Here is a 24,590-nt window from a genome sequence, read left to right on the forward strand (position 1 = left end):
GCATGGCCGAAATGCGCTTGACCTGGCCTTAACTGCACCCGGACAGCTCGTCGCTCTTCTGGATCGTATTTTCGTTTTCGCAAGGCGACTGTGCCCTTGTCAGGAGTCGGCTGAACTGGATTGGCTGAGCCTCTCCCGAACCCGCATGATGGACTGGCGAGTGGTGCCATAGTCACGCGCCACCTTGGCAACGGACTCACCTGTCGCGAGGCGTTGCATTGCTTCGGCCTGCTGTACCTTGGTCAGCGCTGGCGGGCGACCCAGCGTCTTGCCTTCCGCCCGTGCGCGTGCAATACCCGCTTGGGTTCGCTCGATCAGCAAATCGCGCTCAAACTCAGCTACCGCATTCAACACGCTCATGCTCATCTTTCCGGCAGCGCTAGTCAGATCGACCCCGCCGAGCGCCAGGCAGTGCACACGAATAGCATCGGCCGCCAGCTGCTCTACTGTGGCACGCACATCCATGGCATTGCGGCCAAGTCGGTCCAGCTTGGTTACGATGAGTACATCGTCGGGTTCCAGACGGTCGAGCAACCTAGCAAACTGCGGCCGTTCAGTGGCCGCGACGCTGCCACTGATGCTTTCGCACACGATACGGCGTTTGTCGACCGCGAAGCCGGCCGCCTCGATTTCAAGAATTTGGTTGTCTGTGTTCTGATCGGCGGTGCTGACGCGAGCGTAGATGAAGGTGCGAGACATGTTAGGCAGCCAAAACGTACGAAATGGATGTACTTATTATAAGTCATGTCCGAAACATTGAAATGCTATTTTATGTACATCCTAAAATCACACTGTCCGCAACTGATCGTTTTCGTACATCACAGCTAAAACAACATATAGTTTTCCTACCGTTATCATATAAATATCTTTGTTGATTTCTGAGCGCTAAAGGCGTGTAATTACGTATCGGACTGCGTTCGTACTTTTTCCAGTTTGGGGTGAAATAGCCCCTTGATTCACCAGACACAGCCTATGCGTTATTCTTACGGATAGGAATAGGACTGTGCATATGACTAGGAACAAGCAAACAATCGAGGTTGTGACGGTGAGCCAGGAGCGCCGCAGGCGCTGGTCTGCCGAGGAAAAAGCGGCGCTGGTGCGCGAGACTTACGAGCCAGGCATGAACGTGTCGCTGGTCGCTCGCAAGCACGGCGTCGGTGCAAGCCAGTTGTTCAACTGGCGTAAGCTCGAACGGGAAGGCGCGCTAACGGCGGTCACTGCTGGCGAATCGGTGGTACCGGCGAGCGAACTGGCCGCTGCACGCGCGCAGATAGCCCAGTTGCAGCGCATGCTCGGCAAGAAGACGATGGAGGCGGAAATCCTGAAGGAGGCCGTCGAGTTCGCTCGCGAAAAAAAGTGGATTGCGCGCTCGCCCTTGTCGGGCAAGGACGACCAGTGAAGCCGGTCTGCTCTGCCCTTGGCGTAGCGCGCTCACACGTAGCCCAGCTGCTGGTTCGTCCCGCGGACTGGATCGACGGGCGTACCACTCAGACGTTCCACCAACCTACCGACGCCATCCTGGTCGACGCCGTGCGCGCCGAGATTACAGCGCTGCCGACCTATGGCTACCGCCGGGCTGGCGCTCTGGTCAACCGCACGCGCGCCTTGATGGGCTTGCCAGCAATCAATCACAAGCGGTTTTATCGCGTGATGAAGGCGAACAGTCTGCTGCTACCCAAGGCGCCGAAACGCCCAGTGAGCAGCCGCGTGCACAATGGCGCGGTGGCGGTGGACGAACCCAATCAGCGCTGGTGCTCGGACGGCTTCGAGATCGCCTGCGACAACGGCGAAGTGGTGACCGGTGTGTTCATGAAGGATTGCTGTGACCGAGAAATCATTGCCTGGCGTGCGTGGGCCGAACGTGGCCTGCCTGGCGAGCCCGTGCGCGACATGCTGGTGGAAGCGGTCGAGACAAGATTCGGCCAGGCCAGCGTCGGCTCGACCAGGCTGGAATTCTTGAGCGACAACGGCGGCGCCTATCGAGCCCATGAAACGCACGCGCTGGTGCGCGCACTTGGGATTGAACCGGTGCATACACCGGTATGCAGCCCGCAGTCGAACGGCATGGCCGAGAGCTTCGTGAACACGTTTAAACGGGACTACGTGAACTTGATGGACCGCAGCAGCGCAGAAATCGTTCTGGCTCAACTGCCAGACGCCTTTATGCACTTCAACGAGGTCCATCCGCATTCGTCGCTGAAATGGAAATCGCCTCGCATGTTCAGGAGGGAGCTGGCGCGCCGGGCTCAGGAAAGCGGCGCTAACTAAACGATTGGCTGTGTCTGGTTATATGGGGGCAAGATCAGGGGCCTCCAATGAAATTTTCTAATAAGAATCTCTTTCTTGGTTTTTTCCTTGCCTGCGCGATATGCCCAGCTGGAGCGAGTCCGTTAAATGATCGCCTTCTATTTTGGGAAAAAGAGGCATTGATGTGTCCAGCAGAACCAGGACGCAACGCCTTTCCTACCAAACAAACCGGAGACCCGGCCCAACCATGTGACGACGGCGATATGACATTGTTCAATGGCCTTCTTTGCGCCGCTGGCGACCCACGAGGATGCCAAGGCGTGGCCGAGGCACAGAATCCGGCTACCGGCGAATGGGCGCGTTCACCGCGCATCCGCATACTCGGCCGTAACGATCGCGGCGACGCCTTTTTCTCTCCAGACATGGCGCTCGGCTTGCAGTTATATTTCGTCAAGACTGGTGACGTCGCAGCGGCCCGCAAATGGCTTACTTGGATGCACGAACACGTCGCGTGTTCTGTCGAACTGTTCAACAAATGCCTGGTACGCGCCCTGCCGCGCTTTTGTACCAATGACGAGAAGGACAAAGGCTGCACTATGCGACCAGGTGACGCCGCCCAGCTGTCCGCCACCGTGTCCTACCTCCAGCAGAAATACGGCATGCAGGACCTACCTGACGGTCGCCTGCGTGGATACCTCGGCACGTTCTCAGGCTACGGCCAGGCCATTGTCGACATTGATGCGCATGTCAATGACGCGGGCTTCCCCATGCACTTGGTCGGGGTATCGGTAATGCTTATGCGCATGATGGGCCAGACCGATCCGCGCATTGCTACGGCTGCCGCAACGCTGGCTAGGAGAGAGCCGCGCAATGCCTTTTTCCGCTACCTCAGCGAAGGAAAGACGCCGGCCGTGATCGGCCTGACCACAGAGAAATGCCCGGCGCTGGACCGCCAGCCGACACCGCCCTTGATCCAATGGCAGTGGGAGCGCGCAGAAGCTGACCGGGCCTGGGAACATTCTAGCTATTGGGACTGCATATTTATGGCACACCTTTTGCGCTAGCGCAACCTAAGCTTATTAAATATATATTGTCTCTGTTTTTCGTAGCATAGTGGTGCCTGCTAGCCGGCCGGCCGTCGGTATTTAGGAGAATGGGTATGAGAATCGATAACGACGTCTTTAACAAATCTGCAATAGCAAAACTATGTATTGGTATGGTGCTGGGAGGCATACTAACAGTCGCGTCAGCACAGACTATTAACTTTGATGAAGAAGTTAAGGCGGGTGGTGTGCGATGCGTGGCTCAAGGTCAGGATGAAAAGATTTACAAAAGTTTTTATGCTGGCGATGGGCGCTATTTTGTCAATGCAAGCTTGACGACTGAAGTTAAAGACGGAATGGGAAACTGTAATTTTATAACCGACTCACCTGAGCCGGCAGTGCAAACGGAGAAGTTCCAAGGTACCGACCAGCCGGTTAAGTATACTGTCCGCGCCTATGCAGACTGTGGAAACTTTTTCTTACCTGTCTCTGACATGAGGCAGGTTTGCAAATTTAGGGCAAGTTCTGTCAGAGGCCAAAAATAGATCGAAAGTCGGGTTCTAAAAGAACGACGCCAGCGGTTTCCTGTCACTGGCCGGACATTTGTACGGAACCGCAATACTTGTGAAATCGGTGCAATATTCCATTGGCTATTTTCGCATAGTGAAATATGTCTTTCCGAAAATAATCGATTTATGGAGCATGATGAGAATAGATATCTTTACTTTTCCTTAAATTTTTGTTGTTGCATAGCCATGCAATAGTTGGGTATATGCAGAATATTAATTCAACCTACAAAGGACGAACCATGCAACATACTGATCTCTCGCCTGAAGAAAGCAACCAAAAAACAATTGAAGCCGTATCGGCAGCTCGGCCGAAATTATTTGGGAAATTTAACGTAGATGGCGATAAAAGCTGGTCTAGTCCTTATATATCGGTTAGGCAATTAATATTTCGCCCTGGCAGTAGATTGATTTTTGACGAAGCTGTCACGCGCGCTAATCGAAATATTTTTATATTCGCCGAAGAAATAATTTCTGAGGATCAGGAGAATCCGGGGACAATCACCTGGGTAGATGTCGCTCCATCCATACCGCCGGCGGCAGGGTCAGGGGTAGCTGGTGCTAACCAAGGTGGCGCCGAAAATGTGGGTGGTGGAATGGGTGGAACCGGTCCCGAAGGGCTTCGAGGCGAGCTTGGAGCTACAGCGCCATCATTGACTATCGTAGTCAAGAACATCGTAGGTGGGTTAAAGCTTGGTCTGCGGGGCGAGGACGGTGGCTCAGGGGCGTGGGCGGAACAGGCGGGGCGGGAGGTCAGGGGGGGCGTGGGACAAATGCGAGTCAAAGTATGTTTGACTGCAAGAGTGGTGCTGGAAATGGGGCTCAAGGTGGAGCTGGTGGGGCCGGGGAAGCGGCGGACAAGGCGGCTGGGGCGGGAATGGGGGAACATTCACCCTCATAACTGAAGGCGACAACGTGGCTGTGATTACGCGGCTATTGGCCGTCGACCTCACCCCAGGTATCGGAGGCGGCGGCGGTGCAGGTGGTTTAGGGGGGCCAGGCGGACCAGGCGGGCCAGGCGGGGCGGATGCTCGACCGTACTGCCAAGGTGCCGGCAACGATGGACCTGCCGGGCCGGCAGGTGGGCAGGGTGGCGCAGGTGCTAGTGGTCAGTCAGGAGTGCCGGGGCAATACTATGTTGGGGGCCTTAGCGTCGCCGATATTGAGGGTGCATTGAAATAACACTCGCTCAGCTAACGTGAACGGAGTCGAAGGATTCCGTTTTTATTCGGACAAAGGGTCGCAGTAGGAGCGCCAGTTTCCTAGCGCCTAACATGTAAAGGGTTCTACTGGCTCATAATGTAACAGAAATTCGGCTGGAATTTGCTCTTTAGCAAATATCGCTCGCAGTTGCTCCGAGAAGGCCGGGTCGTTCCGGCCGTACGACGCCAACCGGAGTATTCAGCATAGTCGATGATGGTGAAGGCCGCTACCGACAAAAGTAAGTCAGAATCCGTGTGCGCAGTCGCCTTCTGAGCCAGAAAAATGGTGCAGTCGCCTGCTGAAAATGACATACCCTATACGCCAGAGCGAAAGATTAAAATTTATAAAAATACATTTTTTTATTAGTCTACAGTTGCATCAACATCTGAACAACTTCCAAAGGATTCAATATGAACACACATGAACAGGAAAATCTCCGTTTTGCTGAGCTTGTCACTAAGGCTTTGGTAGCTCAAGAGGAAAAGGCGCTGCGTGTCCTTGATGAGGCAGAAGTGACTGAATTAAAGGAACTTGCAGCAAAGCTTAATGGCAAGTATGACTTTGAAGACAAGGAAGGCTCGCTTTTGGGTTGTATGTGGGTTTGCAACAATAACTGGAGTTGCGATCCTTCTAATCCGCCACCCAACTGCGGCAGATGCCGTAAGGTTTGCTTTTAAACTCGGACGTAGAGACGACAGCCGGACCGGTCATTTTTATCAAGTTGTCCGCGTGGAGCGAACTCGCCCGCGCGCGATCAGTAGCCTTAGTGCCAGCGAGAATGGTCGACAACAGTCCCGTTTCGATCGTTGCCCCGCCCGTTTTTACGCTGGTACGCTACAACCATACAAAGAACCAAGGCGTTAGCCATCGCTATGGGTGTACCCAAAAAGTCTGAAACCCACGCTACAATTCGACCACCCAACTTGGGGAATATCTACATCCTTCTTAAAAAGGACGCATTAAATGATTATCCAACCAATCAACGAAGCCAAAACCGCCGCTCATGGCGATTACCGCATAATCCGGCGCAATGGCGCAGTCGTCGCCTTCGAGCCTGCCAAGATCGCAAGAGCGATGAAACGGTATATGACAGTGGCCGAGTCTAACATGGTTGAGCGAAGCCTCGACTCCGCTGTTGCCGCGTCTGTTCTGCTTGATGACGGTTCTGACACAGCTGGTGCGTCACCAGAAGCAGGTGGCGAGTCTGGAGGAGACGATGATGACGGCGACGGCGATGGCGACGGGCCCCGACGATCTCGCTACGCTTCTCCTACCCCAAAAGTTCGCAATACCCCGGCTGCTCCTCGCCTTCCACGAAGTATACCCACTAAAGCCACGCCTATAAGCACCCCACACCGGGATGCACTGGTCGCGCTCGTCCTCTTAACCACCATAGTGCTGTTGACTGGCGTTGTTCTCGCAATGCTGGGCTTTCCCAAGATCTCGGCCAGTGTCATAGCAAGCTTAACCGGCTTGCCATGGCTGGCAGCAAAGTTCATACGGCCTAAGTAATATTTCTGGCCCTGGGCAATGCTGCCTGGGGCCCGGCGTGCTCATGAATGGGTATGCCCTATCCCACCCAGGATTGTTGTTTTACTGTTCGATTTTTTTTCGCGCCTTGACGAGCCGCGTCTATTAGTCAAGAATCTTTGTGCATTTTGGTTTTTTTTAACACTTTTCTAAATAAGGTAGTAATTATGTCTATAACTCAATCGCCTGTTAGCCTTCGCGGCGGGCTTGATGAACTGCTTGCTGCTGTAGCAGACCTGGGGAAGGCGTGTTCACAGATCGGTGACGCGCCCGACGAACAGCGTATACAACCGCCATTGGTTCCTTTTGATTCAACGGGTTTAATCGCCCACATGAATGCGATTCGCGACCAAATCCGTGAAACAGCGCGTCGTTGGAAACTGCGCCTGGCACCGACCCGTGTGCATGGTGGCATGAAGAAAAAATCGCATACAGCAAACCGCAGCCAGGGCCGCTCAGGTAGCACGGGCAAGTCGTCGGCAAAGAAAAGCGCTAGCGCATCGGGTGACAGCGGCGGCGGCGGCGGCGGCGACGGTGACGGTGACGGGCCCAAGCGCAACAAGAAGAAAACCGTTCGTCCAAAGTCCGCAACACCCCCCCCGAAATACCCGCCCAGCCCCACAACTGGCGCGCACCAAGTGTCTCCCCCGCAATCTCCATCTGCGCCCGCATCAAATCGTGGTCAAGAAACTGCCTTAAAAGGCCTCGCTGTGTATTTATTTTTTATGATCGTTCTCGTCCTGTTGGGCGAAATCGAACTCGCGCGCAGTTTCGTTGACTCGAAGTGGATACCGCTCGTGCTCGTGTCCTTGACGAAGTTGCCTAAAAAATAGGTAGGCAACTGCTGCATCTCAAACGGTTTGCTTTGAAACTGATTGAGGTGCAGCTCCGGCAAAGTTCTATGCGTTCATGCTCATGGTTACACCATCCCTCGCTTTCAGCGGCGCAGAACAGGTAGGGCATAGGCAAAACGTCCGGTTATGACTCAGAACTCTGACACATTTGATACCGCGTACTTGACGCCCGATTGAGGTGTACTTCAGTTGGAAAGTGGTCAGCCGGAGGCTGGAAGCCCCACGATTGGGCTTAACCGTGTTTCCGTTCCACTGCGCCTCATTCCCCAATACCGACGGCGTGCGCGAAATTCTTGGCGTGGCCACGGGTCTTTCCGAAGGAGAACCGCTCTAGACGGACTTCTTGCGCGGCCGGACCCGGCGCGGTCTGCGTGGCGTCGCTGAAGCCGCGATACATGCAGCTTAAAGGATTGCAATCCTTGAGCGAAAATCAGTCTGCACGGCTCTCTGCCGTGATCAACTGACCAGGGCCCATCCCCTTGAGAATCACATCTCATACACCACGTTTAGGGACACCATTACACAAATCTGAAATTATGCCCTGATGGGTCTAGGGCACTGGCAGGGCCAGAAGTACGCCTGCAGTGCCTGGGCTGACCTTATTCTTTGATTGACATGAGGAAGGAAACACACCGCTTGAAGGCCGCTGCCAGGGCCAAAAGCCACGCCAGGCGGCCTTTGTCAGACTTTATTATTTTTTGTCAGACTTTATTATTTATTGTCAGACTTTATTGTTTGTCCACAGGTCCGGGGCGGCCCCCGCCCGGCTTACTCCACCGTCACCGACTTCGCCAGATTCCTTGGCTTGTCCACATCCGTGCCCCGCGCCAATGCCGTGTGATACGCGAGCAATTGCAGCGCGACCACGTGCAGGATCGGCGACAGATCGCCGTAGTGCTCGGGCAGGCGGATCACGTGCAAGCCTTCGCCGGAGCTGATGCGCGAGTCGACGTCGGCAAAGACGTACAACTGGCCGCCGCGGGCGCGCACTTCCTGCATGTTCGATTTGAGCTTTTCAATCAGGGCATCGTTCGGCGCGATGGTGACGACGGGCATTTCATTCGTCACCAGGGCCAGCGGCCCGTGTTTCAGTTCGCCGGCCGGATACGCTTCGGCGTGGATGTACGAGATTTCCTTCAGTTTCAAGGCGCCTTCCAGGGCGATCGGGTAGTGCATGCCGCGGCCCAGGAAGAGGGCGTTTTCCTTGCGCGCGAATTCCTCGGACCAGGCGATGATCTGCGGCTCCAGCGCCAGCACGGAAGCGATGGCGACGGGCAGGTGGCGCATGGCTTTCAGGTGCGCCGCTTCCTGCTCTTCGGACAGGTGACCGTTGACTTGCGCCAGGCACAGCGTCAGCAGGAACAGGCCGGCCAGCTGCGTCGTAAACGCCTTGGTCGACGCCACGCCCACTTCCACGCCGGCGCGCGTGATGTAGGCCAAGGCGCATTCGCGCACCATGGCGCTGGTGGCCACGTTGCAGATGGTCAGGGTGTGCTGCATGCCGAGGCTGCGCGCATGTTTCAGGGCGGCCAGGGTGTCGGCCGTTTCGCCGCTTTGCGAAATGGTGACGACCAGGGTGTTCGGATGCGGCACGCTGTCGCGGTAGCGGTATTCGCTGGCCACTTCCACGCTGACGGGCACCTTGGCGATCGACTCGATCCAGTACTTGGCCGTCATGCCCGCATACGAGCTGGTGCCGCAGGCGAGGATCAGCACGCGGTCGATCTGCTTGAAGATTTTATACGCGTCGTCGCCGAACAGTTCCGGCATGATGCCCGTCACGCCTTCCAGGGTGTCGCCGATGGCGCGCGGCTGTTCGAAGATTTCCTTCTGCATGTAGTGGCGGTACGGGCCCAGCTCGGCCGCGCCCGTGTGCGCATGCACGGTTTTCACTTCGCGCTCGACGGGCTTGCCATCGACGTCGACGATCCAGCAGCGCGACAGTTGCAGGTCGACCACGTCGCCTTCTTCCAGGTAGATGATCTGGTCGGTCGTGCCGGCCAGCGCCATGGCGTCCGACGCGACGAAGTTTTCACCGTTGCCCAGGCCGACGATCAGGGGCGAGCCCTGGCGCGCGGCGACCACGCGGTGCGGCTCGTCGCGGCAGAACACGGCGATCGCGTACGCGCCGTCGAGGCGTTTCACGGCCTGCTGCACGGTCTCGAACAGGTCGCCGTTATACATGTGCTCGACCAGGTGGGCGATCACTTCCGTGTCCGTCTGGCTCTGGAAGACGTAACCGAGGGCCGTCAGTTCGGCGCGCAGTTCGTCGTGGTTTTCGATGATGCCGTTATGCACCAGTGCCACGCGGGCGTTCTCTTCCGTCGGGGAAAAGTGCGGGTGGGCATTGAACGAGACCGGGGCGCCATGCGTGGCCCAGCGCGTGTGGGCGATGCCCGTAAAACCGCTCAAGCCTTCTTCCGCGATCTGCTTTTCCAGCTCGGCCACGCGCGCGGTGGAACGCGAACGCTGCAACCGGCCATCCGCATGCAGGGCGATGCCGCAGGAATCGTAGCCGCGGTATTCCAGGCGCTTCAAGCCTTCGAGCAGGATGGGAGTGATATTACGTTGCGCTACCGCGCCGACGATGCCGCACATGGAAACCTCTGTCTAAAATTTAATCAATGCACGCATGCTAATGCAGAGTGCGTGAAATATGCTTTCTAAATCCATATATTTTTGACCGAATATTTCATGACTATTTCACGGTGAAATATTATTTCATTTATAATCGATATATTTTCTAATTCATCAAAATCATGAGCGAGCACAATATTACCCTCGATGAAATCGATCGTCGCATCCTGAATGCCTTGCAAATTGATGCGTCGCAAACCAACAGCGAGCTGGCGCAAGCCGTGCACGTCTCGGCGCCCACGTGTTTGCGGCGGGTCAAGCATTTACGGGAAAGCGGCGTCATCGAGCGGCAAGTGGCCATCGTCGCGCCGCAGCTGGTGGGCGCGCGCCTGACGGCCATCGTGGAAATCACGCTCGACGTGCAGGCAGCGGAACGCATGGCCGAATTCGAGCAACTCGTGGCGGACGAGCCCGCCGTGCTGCAATGCTACCGCGTCTCGCCCGGGCCCGACTTCGTGCTGATGGTGCAGGTGGCCGACATGCCCGCCTACCACGCGCTGGCGCACCGCCTGTTTGCCGCGCACGCGAATGTGCGCAACGTAAAAAGCTATTTTTCCACGTTTCGCAGCAAGTTCGAGACGCGCATCGCGGTATAAATCCGGCTGGAAGAGAAGTTATCCCCGCTTATCCCAGCCTTTCCGCCCGCTTATGCACAAGTTTATCCACAGTATGAACATCACGGCTTTCCACGGCCGCCGCCATCCAGCCGCGCATGAGGCCTTTCAATAAATAGACATCAGTTCCCGGATAAAACTTATCCCGGCTTATCCAGCGTTTGCCCACGCTTTAATCACAGGCTTTTGCACAGCTTTACCCACAGCAAGGCTTTACAAATTTGTCTTAAATATTCTTGCAATACAATGACTTATAAGTTATTCATGACTTATTATCCAATTACGCACAAGCTTATCCACAATCCAGACAGGCAAAAATCTGAGGCTACTTTCATAGCCTGCGAGGCTAGCTTGCCTCCTCAGGAACGGTTTAATAACTTAGCGGAAATTTAGTCGACGCAGCAGCAACGAACCCATGGCCAGGTAAATCATATTTTCCGAAACATCAAGGCGCTGCTCGTAGTCGCGCACCAAGCGCCGGTAACGCATCAGCCATGCAAACGTTCGCTCGACCACCCAGCGCCTGGGTTGAACAGCGAAACCTTGCTGCCCTTGCAGGCGCCGCACGACTTCCACCGTGAAGTCAAGAAACGCAGCCTTGTCCATCAACTGTTTGCGGTCATATGCCGCATCCCCAAACAGATGCTTCACCCATGGCCAGCGTTTAATCAGGCCGTCGAGCACCATCTGAGCACCAGTGGAGTCGGCAATATCGGCTGGGGTCAGGTTCATCGCCAGTAAGCGACCGTCCGTGTCGACCGCGATATGGCGTTTGCGCCCGCTGAGTTTCTTGTGGGCGTCATAGCCTCTTGTTCGTGCCCCTGGCGCTTTCACGCTCTGGCTATCGACAACACCGGCACTCGGCAGCACCTCCCGTTCATTGCACATACGATCGAGCATCAGCGCCAAGTCATGAATGGTACGAAACAGCATGCGCCGCATCAGCCGCCGAAACCAGTAATAAACCGTCTGATACGGCGGGAAATCATTTGGCAGCATGCGCCACTCGCATCCGGACCGTACCATGTAACGCAGCGCATTGATCACCGTGCGCAAATCCGTTTTGCGAGGTCTTCCCGTCTTCGCTTGCCTTGGCAGCAGCGGTGCGATCAGACGCCACTCTTCATCTTTCACATCTGTGGGATAGCCACGTTTAAGTGCCGTCCTCACCTGCTGATGCCGGCTTCGATTCTCTTGCGTCCACATCGTCAATCACTCCAAAACATCAAAGATGCTTTGACCTGAAAGTTGCTATAAAGTTTTTAAACCGTTACTCAGGCGCCAAACTTCGCCAGATAACTTATCCCGTCTTTTCCACAGGTTTTTCACCATTTATACGCAGCTTATACCGGGCTTATCCATCACTTGTCCGCCTGCTTGTTCACATGTTTATCCACACACCAAAATACAGCAGAAATACTTGATGGAAATAAAGCTGCGACTTATCCCGGGTTACCAGCCAGCTTTCCACAGGATTATCCACAGGCGCAAAAAAACGCCGCCAGCCCGGACAGGCTGGCGGCGTCATGCCGGGTGAGGGCGATATCGCTTACTTGGGGATTTTCACGGGACGCGTCCAGCCGTCGATGGTCACCTGCCGCGCGCGCGACACCGTCAGCTTGCCGGCCGGGGCATCCTTCGACAAGGTCGTGCCGGCGCCCAGGGTGGCGCCCTTGCCGACGGTGACGGGCGCGATCAGCTGGCTGTCGCTGCCAATGAAGGCGTCGTCTTCAATCACCGTGCGGAACTTGTTCACGCCATCGTAGTTGCAGGTGATCGTGCCGGCGCCGATGTTGACCTTCGAGCCGATGGTGGCGTCGCCGATGTAGGCCAGGTGGTTGGCCTTGCTGTGCGCGGCGACCTGGCTGTTTTTCACTTCGACGAAGTTGCCGATGTGCACGTCTTCCGCCAGAACCGTGCCCGGGCGCAGGCGCGCGTAAGGGCCGATGATGGAAGCGGCGCCGACGACGGCATTCTCGAGATGACAGAAGGGCTTGATGTGCGCGCCGGCGGCCACGGTGGCATTGATGATGACGTTGTTGGCGCCCACGCGCACTCCGTCGCCCAGTTCCACGCGGCCTTCGAACACGCAGCCGACGTCGATGGTGACGTCGCGGCCGCAAATGAGTTCGCCGCGCACATCGATGCGGGCCGGGTCCAGCAAGGTCACGCCGCGCTCGAGCAAGGCTTGCGCGATATTGTTCTGGTGGATGCGTTCCAGCTGGGCCAGTTGCACCTTGCTGTTGACGCCCGCCACTTCCCACACGGCCGCCGGGTGGGCCGAGGTGACGGCCACGCCGTCGGCGACGGCCTGGGCAACGATATCGGTCAGGTAGTATTCCCCTTGAGCATTGTCATTCGACAAGGCCGACAGCCATTGCTTCAGCTGCACGGTGGGCGCGACCATGATGCCGCTGTTGATCTCGCGGATGGCGCGCTCGTCTGGCGTGGCATCCTTTTCCTCGACAATGCGCACGATGGCGCCGTGCTCGCGCACGATGCGGCCCAGGCCGAAGGGATCGTCCTGTTCCACGGTCAAAATAGCCAGCTTGTCCTTGCCGGCCGCCTGCACCAGTTGCTGCAGGGAAGCGGCGCTGGTCAGCGGCACGTCGCCGTACAGGATCAGGGTCGGCACGCTGTCATCCAGCAACGCCACCGCTTGCTGCACGGCATGACCGGTGCCCAGCTGCTGCGTTTGTTCCGCCGCGTCGATCGCCAGATCCTGCTTGGTCTTGTAGCCGTCCAGCAACTTCAGCACCGCTGCGCCCCCATGCCCGTAAATCACGCATAATCGGGACGGCGCCAGGACGCGCGCCGTGTCGATGACGTGCGACAACAGCGGCTTGCCCGCCAACGGGTGCAATACCTTGGGCAGTGCCGACTGCATGCGTTTGCCCATACCGGCAGCGAGAATGACAACGTTCATAGACCGTAATTTTATAAGTTAAGAATATGAAAAAGTTTAACACGCAGACCCCGTCTTCCACGCCCTTCCAGCGGTTTACTTATGCCGTGCTGGCCATCATGCTTGTCGTCATGGCCGGCTGCAGCGGCTTGCGCCTGGCCTACAACAACGGCGATACCGTGCTGTACTGGTGGCTGAACGCGTATGTCGACCTGGACCGCGACCAGAAGGGCTGGGTGCGCGAAGACATCGACAAGCTGTTCGACTGGCACCGCAAGACGCAATTGAAGGATTACGTGGAAATCTTGCGCACGGGCCAGAAACAGCTGCAAGGCAATATCACGCAGGCAGACCTGATGGCCGACTACAGCGAGATCAAGCAACGCACCCAGGCGCTGCTGCTGAAAGCCACGCCCGAGCTGGCCGACCTGGCCCGCTCGCTCAAGCCCGAGCAGATCACGCAGATGGAAAAGAAGTTCAAGTCGAACAATGAGGATTACCGCAAGAAATACCTGAGCGGCGACCAGGAGAAGCGTCAGAAACTGCGTTACAAGAAAGCCATGGAGCAATTCGAACTGTGGTTCGGCAGCTTCAGCAGCGAGCAGGAAGCCATCATCCGCAAGGCGTCCGACGCCCGTCCGCTGAACAATGAGATCTGGCTCGACGAACGCATGCGGCGCCAGCAGAATGTGTTGACCCTGGTCAAGAAAGTCCACCAAGAAAAACTCGGCAAGGAAGCGGCCGCAGCCTTGATCACGACCCTGATCAAGGACAGTTTCGAGCGCCTGGAACACTCGGAGCGCAAGGCCTTTTTTGACGCCTACGAAAGCAGCACGGCGCAGATGGTCATGACGGTGATCAAGATCGCCACACCAGCGCAAAAAGCCCATGCCGTCAAGCGCATGCAGGGCTGGATCGACGATTTCAATTCCCTGGCCACGCAAGCCAAATAGGCAGCCAGCGCCAGCAGGGGGGGATGGGGCCATATGCTATAGTGGCCGCCATCGAATTGAAGAAATCCCCATGCAAAAAAAAATTAAAAAACCCGCCAAAGTCCCCGTCCACCACGCGCCGCCACCGAACCAGGTGCGCATCATCGGCGGCCAGTGGAAGCGCTCCGTGCTGCCTGTTTTGCAGGCACTGGGCTTGCGCCCGACGCCGGACCGCGTGCGCGAAACCGTATTCAACTGGATCAACCACTTGCGCGACGGCGACTGGGCCAACGCCCAGGTGCTGGACCTGTTTGCCGGCAGCGGCGCACTGGGCTTCGAGGCGGCCAGCCGCGGCGCGGCGTCCGTCACCATGGTCGATACGCATACGCCCGTGATCCGCCAGCTGGAAGAAAACAAGACGAAATTGCGCGCCGACAATGTGCAATTGCTGCGCGGCGACGCCCTGCTGACGGCGCAAGGCCTGGCAGCGCGCGGCCAGCGTTACGACCTGATCTTCCTCGATCCGCCTTACCAGCAGGATTTCCTGGCGAAAGTGTTGCCGCTGTGCGCCAACCTGCTCAGGGAAGGCGGCATCGTGTACGCGGAATCGGGCTTGCCGCTGGTCTTCGATGAAGCCAGCGCACTGGAAAAGCCCGAGTGGATGGCGCCGTGGGAAGTCATCCGCGCCGACAAGGCGGGCACCGTTTATTATCATTTGCTAACTTACAACAAAGTGCCGGCAACTGCCTGAATCTGCCTATAAATGAGGCAAAAAAGCTCCCTGGCCCGAGGCGCAGCACCAAGGTGGTCACCAATTTCAGGCATAATGCGCGTCTATATTGGTGCATCATCAGGGAGCCGCAATGGTTGTAGCCGTTTATCCAGGAACATTCGATCCGCTCACGCGCGGTCATGAAGATTTGGTGCGCCGCGCATCGGGTCTGTTTGACAAGCTGATCGTCGGTGTGGCCGACAGCAAGAACAAGCAGCCGTTTTTCTCGCTCGACGAACGCCTGGAAATCGCCAACGAAGTGCTCGGTCACTATCCGAATGTGCAAGTGGAAAGCTTTTCCGGCCTGCTCAAGGATTTCGTGCGCAAGCATGAAGCGCGGGTCATCGTGCGCGGCTTGCGCGCCGTCTCCGACTTCGAATACGAATTCCAGATGGCGGGCATGAACCGCTACCTGCTGCCCGATGTCGAAACCATGTTCCTGACGCCATCCGACCAGTACCAGTTCATTTCGGGCACCATCGTGCGCGAAATCGCGGCGCTGGGCGGCGACGTCTCCAAGTTTGTCTTCCCCTCGGTGAACCGCTGGCTGCAAAACAAGATTGCCGCCAACGCTGCCTCATCGCAATAAGTAAGAGTGAAATCATGGCATTACTGATCACCGACGAATGCATCAATTGCGACATTTGCGAGCCCGAGTGCCCGAATGACGCGATCTACATGGGCGCGGAAATCTACGAAATCGATCCCAACAAGTGCACCGAATGCGTGGGCCACTTTGACGAGCCGCAATGCCAGCAAGTGTGCCCCGTCAGCTGCATCCCCTTCAATCCCGCCTGGCGCGAAAGCCCGGAGCAATTGATGGCCAAGTACGAACGCCTGCAGGCGGAACTGCCTGCCGCCAAACCCTAAGCATTTCTTCCTCGCCACTTCTGCGTGGCGCCAGCTTCTGCCAACTGTTCTACACTGTGTGCATGTGCGGACTTATCCACAGCACATGTTTCTCTACGGAGGCAGAAGATGCAAATACGCACATCCCGTTTGGGCCGCTCCCTGGCCGCCGCCTGCCTGTGCGCGGGCTTGTGCGCCGCCCTGGAGCAACCTGCGCTGGCCGTCGAAGTGGGCGGCGTCAGGCTGGACGACACGGTGCAGCTGGCCAGCCGCGAGTTGAAACTCAACGGCGCCGGCGTGCGCTACAAGGTCATCTTCAAGGTCTACACGATTGCGCTGTACCTGCCGGAAAAGAAAACCCAGCTGACCGACATCCTGGCACTGCCCGGGCCGCGCCGCCTGGAAATCGTCATGCTGCGCGACATCACGTCCGACGAGCTGGGACAAGCGTTCATGCAGGGCTTGAAGCGCAGTTCCGACCAGGCCGACCGTACGCGCCTGCTGAGCCAGACGATGCAGTTCGGCGCCATGTTCGAAACGGTGCCCGGGCTGAAAAAGGGCGATATCCTCACCGTGGACTGGCTGCCGGAAGAGGGGACCTTGTGCAAGCTGAACGGCAAACAGGTGGGCGACATGGTGCCGGACCTGGCTTTTTACAATGCGCTGCTGAAAATCTGGATCGGCGCCCATCCGGCCGACACGGTGTTACGCGCGCATTTGCTGGGCGACGTGGCGTAATCGGCTGGCGGCGGGCGTAAAAAAAGCCGGCGCAGGCCGGCTTATCATTTGCAACAGTTGATCGCTCAGGCGCGCGTCGACAGGGCGCGCAATTCGGCGGCGTTGCTTGGCGACACGCCATCCATCTTGCCCAAGGTACGCTGCAAGGCTTGCGCTTCGCGCATCTGCTGGCGCGCCAAACGCTCTTCGCGGCTCAGCTTGGGACGCACCACCAGCACCATGGCGCGGGCAATGCCCACCAGCAATGGCTTGAACAGCAGGGCGAAGGCGCCCACGGCAACGATCACCAGCACGAGTTGCAGGGCGTTCAGCAGGGAAATCTCCAGCACGGGTGCGGATACTGCGTACAGGGCGGAGGCGAAGGTAGACATACTGTTCCAGTGCATTATAGAATTTGCCAGTACTATAGTGCAGTGCAACATATAAATCTAATTCCATTTCTTGATACCAATTATATGAATCGTGAATGGAAAACTGTAATATTTTTTAACGAGTGAAAATATTCGTGCCCGGCGCGGTTTACACTCCTAAGTAATCAATTTTAAGTAATCAATTCAACTTTTATCTTGGGCTTTCCATGAGTTTTCTGACGCTGGATCTGAACTTGCTGCGTGTTTTCGACGCCGTCATGACGGAACAAAACCTGACGCGCGCAGCGGGCCACCTGGCGATGACGCAGCCGGCGGTATCGAACGCCATCAAACGCCTGCGCGAGAGCCTCGGTGACGAATTGCTGATCCGCACGGCATATGGCGTGAAACCCACGCCCCGCGCCGAAGCGCTGTGGCCGTCCGTGCGCTCGGCCCTGGCCAGCCTGGAAGCGGCCGTCACGCCGGAAACCTTCGACGTGTCGAAAACGCACGCCACCTTCCGCATGGCCATGGCCGACGCGACGGCCGCGTTCTGGCTGCCTTCATTGATGCGCTCGATCGAACGGGAAGCGCCGGGCGTCAACGTGCGCATGATGCCGCTGACGACGCGCGAACCGCGCCCGATGCTGCTGCGCGGCGATATCGACCTGGCCGTGGGCTTCTTTCCCGGCGTGGCGGCGCAATTGTCGAGCGAGACGGGTTCGCCCATCCGCCACGAGCGCCTGTATTCCGGCAAGTATGTATGCGTGATGCGGCGCGGCCATCCGCTGGCCGACAAGGAATTGACCCTGGATAACTATTGCGCGGCCAACCATTTATTGGTGAGCTTTTCCGGCCGCGCGCATGGCTTGATCGACGAAGCGCTGTCGCAGATCCACCGCGAACGGCGCATTTTGTTGACGGTCAACCAGTTCTTCACGGCCGGGCGCGTCGTCGCCAATTCCGACCTGATCACGGTCTTGCCGCGCCATCTGATCGCCTCGACGGGCATGACGGAGTCCCTGCTGTACAAGGATTTGCCGTTGACCCTGCCGGCCGTCCACCTGGACATGCTGTGGCACGAACGCGACGCCCGCAGCCCCGCCCACAAATGGCTGCGCAACCACCTGGAAAGCATGAACACGCCCACCCTGCGCACGGCCACGGCGGCCGGCGGCGGCGTGGCACCGAAGCCGCACGTCGAATAACACCTGTACGTAACAAAAAAACGCCTGATGTCTCAGGCGTTTTTTTTATGCGTGATTGCTGGACCGATAACCGATTCTGAAACCGCCCCAGTGCTTGCCCTCGACGTGAATCGGCACGGATAAATCGTGCATGACTTCGCCCGTGTCGCGTTTATAGGTCTGCAACAGGAAGGGCTTGGTGTTGCTGCCGCAGCGCTTGCCCGTACGGTCGCTGAAGATGCGCTTGGTGCGGTTATTCACGATATCGGTCGCGTAGTCGCCCGTCAGCGGCTGGGAAAACTTCTTGTTATGCGTTGGAAAATAGCCATTGTTGTCGACGGCGCCCGCATACGCGAGATGGGGTAACGCGGCCAGCACGCCTTCCTGCAGGTCGGGCAGCACCTTGTCCGTAAAGGCATCGAACTTCGTGTTGTGCTTGGGCGGATTGGTGTTCGGGATGGGGCGGTAGTGGCGGTCGAACAGGGCTTCGCGCGTGATGCGCCCCGAGGCGATCGCCTGCTCGAACAGTTTGCCCACTTCGCGCGCGGCGCGCTGGGCCGCCTCGCGGATCTCGTCGTGCGGTGTGGCCACGCTCGATTCGCCCAGCGCGCCGGCGATCACTTCGGCCCGCTCGGCCAGAGCCATGGCCGACTGCGTGGCGCGCGGCAATTCGGCATTCGTCGACAACATGCTGTCGCGGATTTGCAGGATGGCGTCGGCGATCAGCTGCGTCGTGTCGACGTGCTCGCGCGAGGCGCGGGCGATTTGCCCGATCTCGTCTTCCGACTCGCCCGACGATTCCTCGATATGGCTGAGCGAGGCATGCACGCTTTCCACATTGCGCGCCGCTTCCGTGACACCGGTCGCCAGCGAACTCATGCCGCGTGCGGCTTTTTCCGCCTGTTCATTGATTTCGCGCACCATCACGCTGATTTCATCGGAGGCTTCCTTGGTGCGCTGCGCCAATTGCCGCACTTCGCCGGCCACCACGGCAAAACCGCGCCCGTGTTCGCCGGCGCGCGCCGCTTCGATGGCGGCATTCAGCGCCAGCAAGTTGGTGCGCGCGGAAATATCGGAAATGGCTTCCGTAAAGCCGGTGATGCGTTTGGATTTTTCCTGCAAGCTCAGCATGTTGCTGGAGGCGCCTTGCGCTTCCTCGCGTGCATGATTGATGCGGCGCAAGCCCTGGTCCACTTCGGCGCGCGCCGCCACGCTTTCCACACGCACACCGGCGGCCACTTTGGCGGCCCGTTCCGCATTGGCGGCGATCTTTTCCGTCATCGCGGCATTTTGCACGGAGCTGTCGGCAATGTCGCTGGCCGTGCGCACGTCGAGTTCCACCTTCTGTTTGACGGAATCGACAAAATACGAAGTTTCCGCTGCGCCGATCATGATGGCGTCGATGGCGTTGCCCACCGTATCGGCGAACTCGTGCAAGCCCGGCTCGCCGCGCGCACGGCTGGCCGCCGCCAGCAGCGCGGCGCCGATGGCGGCGGCCACGCAAGCGATCAGATACGGATGCTCGCCGCCCGAGAGCAGCAACAGATAGGCCAGGCAACAGGCGATGGCCATGGCCAGGATCGTGAATACAAAGAAACGCACCAGCTGATGCTGCAACTGCTTCATTTGTCCCCCGCTGCGCGAACCCGTCACGTCCCGTTGAAGGGACGTGCTGTAACCGTATGCGGGTGGGCACGATTGCCCGCCTTGCACCCTGAACGTCACGTCTATGCGGCGTTTCAGGCGGCTACCGGATAGCAGAATTGTGGTTCTACCCTACAACATTTGTTCCGATAGCTCAATCAGAAAAGTGGGGCGGCTACACCGAGGTCACTTAATTGGCAATTTGGTGGTGTTTTTGACCTCTTCCATGACGGCATAAGTGTGGGTTTCCCGCACACCTTTTTGCAGCAAGGTCTTGCCCAGGAATTCGCGGTAGGCGGCCATGTCCTTGACGCGCGCCTTGACCAGGTAATCGAAGCCGCCGGCCACCATATGACATTCCAGTACCTCTGGAATGATTTGTACGCTATGCTTGAAGGCGTCGAACACTTCCGGTGTCGTGCGATCGAGCACCACTTCGATGAACACCAGCAACGACACGTCGAGCAACTGCGGGTTCAACTGGGCCGTATAGCCCATGATGTAACCGGATTCGTGCAACTTGCGCACGCGCTCCAGGCAGGCGGCCGGCGACAGGTTCACGCGCGCGGCCAGCTCCACATTGCTGATGCGTCCATCGCTCTGCAATTCCATCAAGATTTTCTTACTGATCTTGTCCAGCATTCCTATCACCCCCAAATTAATATTATTTGGTTAAATTGTCGCATCAAAAACTATCTATTGCTAGTCCCCTGTATTACCAGAATTAATCCATAAGAATCCCCTTTACAATCGAATCATCTTAACGTCCGACTTTCTGTATTTTTTTGCACCAAAAAAGAGCAAGAATTACGTCAGTTTTCGTCCCCTTTTTCCTTGTAAAGAGCACTTATGCACCCTGCAGGCCCCTCGGCTTTTATCCCGATTCCTTTTGCTGCGTTCCAGGCAGAAATCCTGCCCGAAGCGACACCACAACGCGCCGCCATCACTGCCGCCTATAGGCGCGATGAGGTTTCCGCCGTGCAGTGGCTGTTGCAACAAGTGCGCCCCAGCAGTACCGAAACGATCACCGAAGGACAAGCGCTGGCGCATCGCCTGGTCTCGAACGTGCGCCAAAAACGCACACGCGCGTCCGGTGTCGATGCACTGATGCACGAGTTCTCGCTATCGTCGGAAGAGGGTGTTGCATTGATGTGTCTGGCTGAAGCGCTGTTGCGTATACCCGACAGTCAAACGGCCGACCGTTTGATCGCCGACAAAATCAGCAAGGGCGACTGGAAGAAGCACCTGGGCGAATCGCCGTCGCTGTTCGTCAATGCCGCCACCTGGGGCTTGCTGATTACGGGCAAACTGGTCAGTACCAGCAGCGAATCGGGCCTCGGTTCGGCCATGACCAAGCTCATCGCCAAAGGCGGCGAACCGCTGATCCGCAAGGGCGTCGACCTGGCCATGCGCATGCTGGGCAACCAGTTCGTCACGGGGCAAACCATCGAGGAAGCGTTGAAGAACAGCCGCGAGAATGAAACGCGCGGCTACCGTTACTCGTACGACATGCTGGGCGAGGCGGCCCTGACGCAAGCCGACGCGGCCAACTACTACGCTTCGTACGAAACGGCGATCCACGCGATCGGCAAGGCGTCGAACGGACGTGGCATCCGCAACGGCCCCGGCATTTCCGTGAAACTGTCGGCCCTGCATGCGCGCTACAGCCGCGCCCAGCGCGCCCGCGTCATGGAAGAATTGCTGCCGAAGGTCAAAGCGTTGCTGTTGCTGGCCAAACAGCACAACATCGGCTTCAATATCGATGCGGAAGAAACGGACCGCCTGGAACTGTCGCTGGACCTGATGGAAGCACTGGCGTTCGATGCGGACCTGGCCGGCTTCGACGGCATCGGCTACGTGGTGCAGGCGTATCAAAAGCGCTGCCCGTTCGCCATCGATTTCCTGATCGACCTGGCGCACCGCAGCGGCCGCAAGTTCATGGTGCGCCTGGTGAAAGGCGCGTACTGGGATGCGGAAGTCAAGCGCGCACAAGTCGACGGCCAGGAGGGCTATCCCGTCTACACGCGCAAGGTCTACACGGATGTCTCTTACCTCGTGTGTGCGCAAAAACTGCTGGCTGCCAGCAGCCTGATCTACCCGCAGTTTGCCACGCACAACGCGCAAACCCTGTCGACCATTTATACCTGGGCAAAACGCGACGGTATTACCGACTATGAATTCCAGTGCCTGCACGGCATGGGCGAAACCCTGTACGACCAGGTCGTCGGCCCCGACAACCTGGACAAGCCGTGCCGCATCTACGCCCCCGTCGGCTCGCATGAAACCCTGCTGGCCTACCTGGTGCGCCGCCTGCTGGAAAACGGCGCCAACTCATCGTTCGTCAACCAGATCGTCGACGAAAGCGTGGCCATCGATAGTCTGATCCGCGATCCGCTGGAACAGGCACGCCTGCAGGGCGGCTTGCCGCACCCGTCGATTCCGCTGCCGCTGGACATGTTTGGCAGCGAGCGCAGGAACTCGGCCGGCCTGGACCTGTCGAATGAAGACACCTTGCGCACCCTGGCCACCGGCCTGGCGCAGCAGCAGACATGGCAGGCGGCGCCGCTGATCGATGGCGCCGTCAGCCTGAATACGCCGATGCAAGTCATCCACAATCCGGCCCAGCACGACGATGTCGTGGGCAAGGTCATGGAAGCCGGTCCGGCGGACGTGGAAACGGCGCTGGCCAGCGCCAGCGCGTATGCCATGGATTGGCAAACGACGGAACCGTCGGTCCGCGCGCAAGCGTTGCTGCGCGCCGCCGACCTGTTCGAGGAACACCATATCGAGCTGATGGCCCTGGCCGTGCGCGAAGCGGGCAAGTCGCTGCCGAACGCGATCGCGGAAATCCGCGAAGCCGTCGACTTCCTGCGCTACTACGCGGCGCAGGTGGAACATGCGCCGAACACCCTGGCGCTCGGTCCCGTCACCTGCATCAGCCCGTGGAACTTCCCGCTGGCCATCTTTACGGGCCAACTGGCCGCCGCTCTGGCAGCCGGCAACGTAGTGCTGGCCAAGCCGGCCGAGCAAACGCCGCTGATCGCCCACCGCGCCGTGCAATTGCTGCATGCGGCCGGCGTGCCGCGCGGTGCGCTGCAATTCTTGCCCGGCAGTGGAGAAGTGGTCGGTGCCGGCCTGTGCAATGACGCGCGCGTGAAAGGCGTGATTTTCACGGGCTCGACGGAAGTGGCGCAATTGATCAACCGCAACCTGGCCGCGCGCGCCGTGGCCGAAGGCATCGACATTCCCCTGATCGCCGAAACGGGCGGCCAGAACGCGCTGATCGTCGATTCGTCCGCCTTGCCGGAACAGGTGGTGCAGGACGTGATGTCGTCCGCTTTTGACAGCGCCGGCCAGCGCTGCTCGGCCTTGCGCGTGCTGTTCCTGCAAACGGAAATCGCCGACAAGACCATCCATATGCTGAAAGGTGCGATGCAGGAATTGCGCGTTGGCAATCCTGACCGCCTGGCGACCGATATCGGTCCCGTCATCGATGCGGAAGCGCAAGGTAACTTGCTGGCCCACATCAACAAGATGAAAACCATGGCCATCGACCATTATTCGCTCGATTTGCCGACCGTCAAAGGCACGTTCGTCGCCCCGACCGTGCTGGAAATTAAGTCGCTGGCGCAATTGACGCAGGAAGTCTTCGGCCCCGTGCTGCACGTGATCCGCTACAAGCGGGCCGAACTGCCGCAACTGGTGCAATCGATCAACGACAGCGGTTATGGCTTGACCCTGGGCATTCATACGCGCATCGACGAAACCATCGCTTTCATCACCCAGCGCGCGCACGTGGGCAATATTTATGTCAACCGTAACATCGTTGGCGCCGTCGTCGGCGTGCAACCGTTCGGCGGCGAAGGCAAATCGGGCACGGGACCGAAAGCCGGTGGCCCCCTGTATCTGAAACGCCTGCAGCGCAATGCGCCGGCCGGCGCGCAGCACCAGCGCCAGGCGCCGCCCGCGCTCGACGCGCTGACCGTCTGGGCGAAGATGCATGGCCACGACCAGGTGCAGCAACTGGCGCAGGAATACGCACGCACCACCTTGCTGGGCAGCACCACCGTCTTGCCAGGCCCGACGGGCGAGCGCAATACCCTGAGCTTTGCCGCACGGGGCACGATTCTGTGCGCGGCAGCCACGTCCGGCACCTTGATGAACCAGCTGGCGGCCGTGCTGGCCACCGGTAACCAGGCCCTCGTGCTGGCGCAAGCGCCGGAGCTGATCCCCGGCGACTTGCCGGCGGCGCTGAAGGACCGCATCCAGATCGTCAGCAGCCTCGAGTCCGTCAAGCAGGATTTCCAGATCGCCATGATCGAGCCTAGTCTCGATGGCCAGCTCAAACCGCTGCTGGCGGCACGGGAAGGGGCCCTGGTGGCCACCATCGCCACCACGCAGGACGGTGCCATCCCCCTGTGGCGCCTGGTCGCTGAGCGGGCGCTGTGCGTGAATACGACGGCGGCCGGTGGTAATGCCAGTTTAATGATGTTAAGTGTCTAAATTTTAAGCAGGTAGT

Annotated in this window: 22 protein-coding genes and 1 pseudogene; 15 read left to right on the forward strand and 8 right to left on the reverse strand. The window is 58.2% G+C overall.

What is annotated here, in order from left to right; genetic code table 11:
• Positions 1-99: 99 nt before the first annotated feature.
• On the reverse strand, positions 100-699 hold the full coding sequence (locus JAB4_RS01470) for a recombinase family protein (protein WP_070223341.1): 600 nt from the start codon (positions 697-699) through the stop codon (positions 100-102).
• Positions 700-1,009: 310 nt separating this feature from the next.
• Here JAB4_RS01470 and JAB4_RS01475 point away from each other — a divergent pair.
• From JAB4_RS01475 to JAB4_RS01490, 4 genes are all read left to right on the forward strand, one after another.
• Positions 1,010-2,268, forward strand: a protein-coding gene (locus tag JAB4_RS01475) for an IS3 family transposase (RefSeq protein WP_227742074.1) whose coding sequence is annotated in 2 segments (ribosomal slippage) — positions 1,010-1,349 and positions 1,349-2,268 — 1,260 coding nt in all. Because the reading frame shifts where the segments join, the coding sequence is not laid out codon by codon here.
• Between the two features lie 47 nt (positions 2,269-2,315).
• Complete coding sequence (locus JAB4_RS01480) at positions 2,316-3,311, forward strand: hypothetical protein (protein WP_139143953.1); 996 nt, start codon at positions 2,316-2,318, stop codon at positions 3,309-3,311.
• Between the two features lie 95 nt (positions 3,312-3,406).
• Positions 3,407-3,835: a hypothetical protein gene (locus tag JAB4_RS01485; protein WP_070308608.1), complete on the forward strand. Its 429-nt coding sequence runs from the start codon at positions 3,407-3,409 to the stop codon at positions 3,833-3,835.
• 263 nt (positions 3,836-4,098) lie between these two features.
• The gene (locus JAB4_RS01490) at positions 4,099-4,761 is read left to right on the forward strand and encodes a hypothetical protein (RefSeq protein WP_193725208.1); all 663 of its coding nucleotides are present in this window, start codon (positions 4,099-4,101) and stop codon (positions 4,759-4,761) included.
• A 364-nt stretch (positions 4,762-5,125) separates the two neighbouring features.
• Here JAB4_RS01490 and JAB4_RS01495 read toward each other — a convergent pair.
• Positions 5,126-5,248 (reverse strand): annotated as a pseudogene (locus JAB4_RS01495) (TniQ family protein); the annotation flags it as partial.
• Positions 5,249-5,469: 221 nt separating this feature from the next.
• On the opposite strand from JAB4_RS01495, the gene JAB4_RS01500 reads away from it, so the two are divergent.
• From JAB4_RS01500 to JAB4_RS01510, 3 genes are all read left to right on the forward strand, one after another.
• Positions 5,470-5,736, forward strand: coding sequence for a hypothetical protein (locus tag JAB4_RS01500; RefSeq protein ID WP_139143948.1), 267 nt, complete (start codon positions 5,470-5,472; stop codon positions 5,734-5,736).
• A gap of 286 nt (positions 5,737-6,022) precedes the next feature.
• On the forward strand, positions 6,023-6,571 hold the full coding sequence (locus JAB4_RS01505) for a hypothetical protein (RefSeq protein WP_139143947.1): 549 nt from the start codon (positions 6,023-6,025) through the stop codon (positions 6,569-6,571).
• A gap of 185 nt (positions 6,572-6,756) precedes the next feature.
• The gene (locus JAB4_RS01510) at positions 6,757-7,422 is read left to right on the forward strand and encodes a hypothetical protein (protein WP_139143946.1); all 666 of its coding nucleotides are present in this window, start codon (positions 6,757-6,759) and stop codon (positions 7,420-7,422) included.
• Positions 7,423-8,211: 789 nt separating this feature from the next.
• Here JAB4_RS01510 and glmS read toward each other — a convergent pair.
• Entirely contained in the window at positions 8,212-10,041 is a 1,830-nt protein-coding gene (gene glmS, locus JAB4_RS01515) for a glutamine--fructose-6-phosphate transaminase (isomerizing) (RefSeq protein WP_070217699.1), read from the reverse strand.
• Positions 10,042-10,202: 161 nt separating this feature from the next.
• On the opposite strand from glmS, the gene JAB4_RS01520 reads away from it, so the two are divergent.
• Complete coding sequence (locus tag JAB4_RS01520) at positions 10,203-10,676, forward strand: Lrp/AsnC family transcriptional regulator (protein ID WP_070217697.1); 474 nt, start codon at positions 10,203-10,205, stop codon at positions 10,674-10,676.
• 396 nt (positions 10,677-11,072) lie between these two features.
• Here the strand turns inward: JAB4_RS01520 and JAB4_RS01525 are convergent, their stop codons facing one another.
• Together JAB4_RS01525 and glmU are read right to left on the reverse strand one after the other, a co-directional pair.
• Complete coding sequence (locus JAB4_RS01525; protein ID WP_070308615.1) at positions 11,073-11,900, reverse strand: IS5 family transposase; 828 nt, start codon at positions 11,898-11,900, stop codon at positions 11,073-11,075.
• Between the two features lie 343 nt (positions 11,901-12,243).
• Entirely contained in the window at positions 12,244-13,620 is a 1,377-nt protein-coding gene (gene glmU, locus JAB4_RS01530; protein ID WP_070218910.1) for a bifunctional UDP-N-acetylglucosamine diphosphorylase/glucosamine-1-phosphate N-acetyltransferase GlmU, read from the reverse strand.
• A gap of 26 nt (positions 13,621-13,646) precedes the next feature.
• Here glmU and JAB4_RS01535 point away from each other — a divergent pair, with 26 nt between their 5' ends.
• From JAB4_RS01535 to JAB4_RS01555, 5 genes are all read left to right on the forward strand, one after another.
• Positions 13,647-14,552 (forward strand): DUF6279 family lipoprotein, encoded by a 906-nt coding sequence (locus JAB4_RS01535; protein ID WP_175444775.1) that lies wholly within the window; start codon positions 13,647-13,649, stop codon positions 14,550-14,552.
• Between the two features lie 70 nt (positions 14,553-14,622).
• Positions 14,623-15,282, forward strand: coding sequence for a 16S rRNA (guanine(966)-N(2))-methyltransferase RsmD (rsmD, locus tag JAB4_RS01540; protein ID WP_139143703.1), 660 nt, complete (start codon positions 14,623-14,625; stop codon positions 15,280-15,282).
• A gap of 112 nt (positions 15,283-15,394) precedes the next feature.
• Positions 15,395-15,892 carry a pantetheine-phosphate adenylyltransferase gene (gene coaD, locus JAB4_RS01545; RefSeq protein WP_034752633.1) on the forward strand — a complete coding sequence of 166 codons (498 nt, stop codon included), beginning with the start codon at positions 15,395-15,397 and terminating at the stop codon, positions 15,890-15,892.
• Between the two features lie 14 nt (positions 15,893-15,906).
• Positions 15,907-16,173, forward strand: coding sequence for a YfhL family 4Fe-4S dicluster ferredoxin (locus JAB4_RS01550; protein ID WP_070218911.1), 267 nt, complete (start codon positions 15,907-15,909; stop codon positions 16,171-16,173).
• 108 nt (positions 16,174-16,281) lie between these two features.
• Positions 16,282-16,890: a chalcone isomerase family protein gene (locus JAB4_RS01555; RefSeq protein WP_070218912.1), complete on the forward strand. Its 609-nt coding sequence runs from the start codon at positions 16,282-16,284 to the stop codon at positions 16,888-16,890.
• A 65-nt stretch (positions 16,891-16,955) separates the two neighbouring features.
• On the opposite strand, the gene JAB4_RS01560 is transcribed toward JAB4_RS01555, so the two are convergent.
• Positions 16,956-17,261, reverse strand: coding sequence for a hypothetical protein (locus JAB4_RS01560; protein ID WP_070218913.1), 306 nt, complete (start codon positions 17,259-17,261; stop codon positions 16,956-16,958).
• Between the two features lie 206 nt (positions 17,262-17,467).
• Here JAB4_RS01560 and JAB4_RS01565 point away from each other — a divergent pair, with 206 nt between their 5' ends.
• Entirely contained in the window at positions 17,468-18,448 is a 981-nt protein-coding gene (locus JAB4_RS01565) for a LysR family transcriptional regulator (RefSeq protein ID WP_034783859.1), read from the forward strand.
• Between the two features lie 45 nt (positions 18,449-18,493).
• Here JAB4_RS01565 and JAB4_RS01570 read toward each other — a convergent pair whose 3' ends face one another.
• A complete protein-coding gene (locus JAB4_RS01570) occupies positions 18,494-20,053 on the reverse strand; it encodes a methyl-accepting chemotaxis protein (protein ID WP_070218914.1) in 1,560 nt (519 codons plus the stop codon).
• Between the two features lie 204 nt (positions 20,054-20,257).
• Complete coding sequence (locus JAB4_RS01575) at positions 20,258-20,713, reverse strand: Lrp/AsnC ligand binding domain-containing protein (RefSeq protein WP_010393827.1); 456 nt, start codon at positions 20,711-20,713, stop codon at positions 20,258-20,260.
• 207 nt (positions 20,714-20,920) lie between these two features.
• Between JAB4_RS01575 and putA the strand changes: the two genes are divergently transcribed.
• Positions 20,921-24,574, forward strand: coding sequence for a trifunctional transcriptional regulator/proline dehydrogenase/L-glutamate gamma-semialdehyde dehydrogenase (putA, locus tag JAB4_RS01580; RefSeq protein WP_070218915.1), 3,654 nt, complete (start codon positions 20,921-20,923; stop codon positions 24,572-24,574).
• Positions 24,575-24,590: the final 16 nt, after the last annotated feature.

This window comes from Janthinobacterium sp. HH102 (assembly GCF_001758625.2).
Lineage (GTDB): Bacteria > Pseudomonadota > Gammaproteobacteria > Burkholderiales > Burkholderiaceae_D > Janthinobacterium.

Excerpts from the sequence above, each read along its gene's own strand:
- JAB4_RS01470 (WP_070223341.1), bottom strand. The coding sequence starts at position 699 with ATGTCTCGCACCTTCATCTACGCTCGCGTCAGCACCGCCGATCAGAAC.
- JAB4_RS01480 (WP_139143953.1), top strand. The coding sequence starts at position 2,316 with ATGAAATTTTCTAATAAGAATCTCTTTCTTGGTTTTTTCCTTGCCTGC.
- JAB4_RS01485 (WP_070308608.1), top strand. The coding sequence starts at position 3,407 with ATGAGAATCGATAACGACGTCTTTAACAAATCTGCAATAGCAAAACTA.
- JAB4_RS01490 (WP_193725208.1), top strand. The coding sequence starts at position 4,099 with ATGCAACATACTGATCTCTCGCCTGAAGAAAGCAACCAAAAAACAATT.
- JAB4_RS01500 (WP_139143948.1), top strand. The coding sequence starts at position 5,470 with ATGAACACACATGAACAGGAAAATCTCCGTTTTGCTGAGCTTGTCACT.
- JAB4_RS01505 (WP_139143947.1), top strand. The coding sequence starts at position 6,023 with ATGATTATCCAACCAATCAACGAAGCCAAAACCGCCGCTCATGGCGAT.
- JAB4_RS01510 (WP_139143946.1), top strand. The coding sequence starts at position 6,757 with ATGTCTATAACTCAATCGCCTGTTAGCCTTCGCGGCGGGCTTGATGAA.
- glmS (WP_070217699.1), bottom strand. The coding sequence starts at position 10,041 with ATGTGCGGCATCGTCGGCGCGGTAGCGCAACGTAATATCACTCCCATC.
- JAB4_RS01520 (WP_070217697.1), top strand. The coding sequence starts at position 10,203 with ATGAGCGAGCACAATATTACCCTCGATGAAATCGATCGTCGCATCCTG.
- JAB4_RS01525 (WP_070308615.1), bottom strand. The coding sequence starts at position 11,900 with ATGTGGACGCAAGAGAATCGAAGCCGGCATCAGCAGGTGAGGACGGCA.
- glmU (WP_070218910.1), bottom strand. The coding sequence starts at position 13,620 with ATGAACGTTGTCATTCTCGCTGCCGGTATGGGCAAACGCATGCAGTCG.
- JAB4_RS01535 (WP_175444775.1), top strand. The coding sequence starts at position 13,647 with ATGAAAAAGTTTAACACGCAGACCCCGTCTTCCACGCCCTTCCAGCGG.
- rsmD (WP_139143703.1), top strand. The coding sequence starts at position 14,623 with ATGCAAAAAAAAATTAAAAAACCCGCCAAAGTCCCCGTCCACCACGCG.
- coaD (WP_034752633.1), top strand. The coding sequence starts at position 15,395 with ATGGTTGTAGCCGTTTATCCAGGAACATTCGATCCGCTCACGCGCGGT.
- JAB4_RS01550 (WP_070218911.1), top strand. The coding sequence starts at position 15,907 with ATGGCATTACTGATCACCGACGAATGCATCAATTGCGACATTTGCGAG.
- JAB4_RS01555 (WP_070218912.1), top strand. The coding sequence starts at position 16,282 with ATGCAAATACGCACATCCCGTTTGGGCCGCTCCCTGGCCGCCGCCTGC.
- JAB4_RS01560 (WP_070218913.1), bottom strand. The coding sequence starts at position 17,261 with ATGTCTACCTTCGCCTCCGCCCTGTACGCAGTATCCGCACCCGTGCTG.
- JAB4_RS01565 (WP_034783859.1), top strand. The coding sequence starts at position 17,468 with ATGAGTTTTCTGACGCTGGATCTGAACTTGCTGCGTGTTTTCGACGCC.
- JAB4_RS01570 (WP_070218914.1), bottom strand. The coding sequence starts at position 20,053 with ATGAAGCAGTTGCAGCATCAGCTGGTGCGTTTCTTTGTATTCACGATC.
- JAB4_RS01575 (WP_010393827.1), bottom strand. The coding sequence starts at position 20,713 with ATGCTGGACAAGATCAGTAAGAAAATCTTGATGGAATTGCAGAGCGAT.
- putA (WP_070218915.1), top strand. The coding sequence starts at position 20,921 with ATGCACCCTGCAGGCCCCTCGGCTTTTATCCCGATTCCTTTTGCTGCG.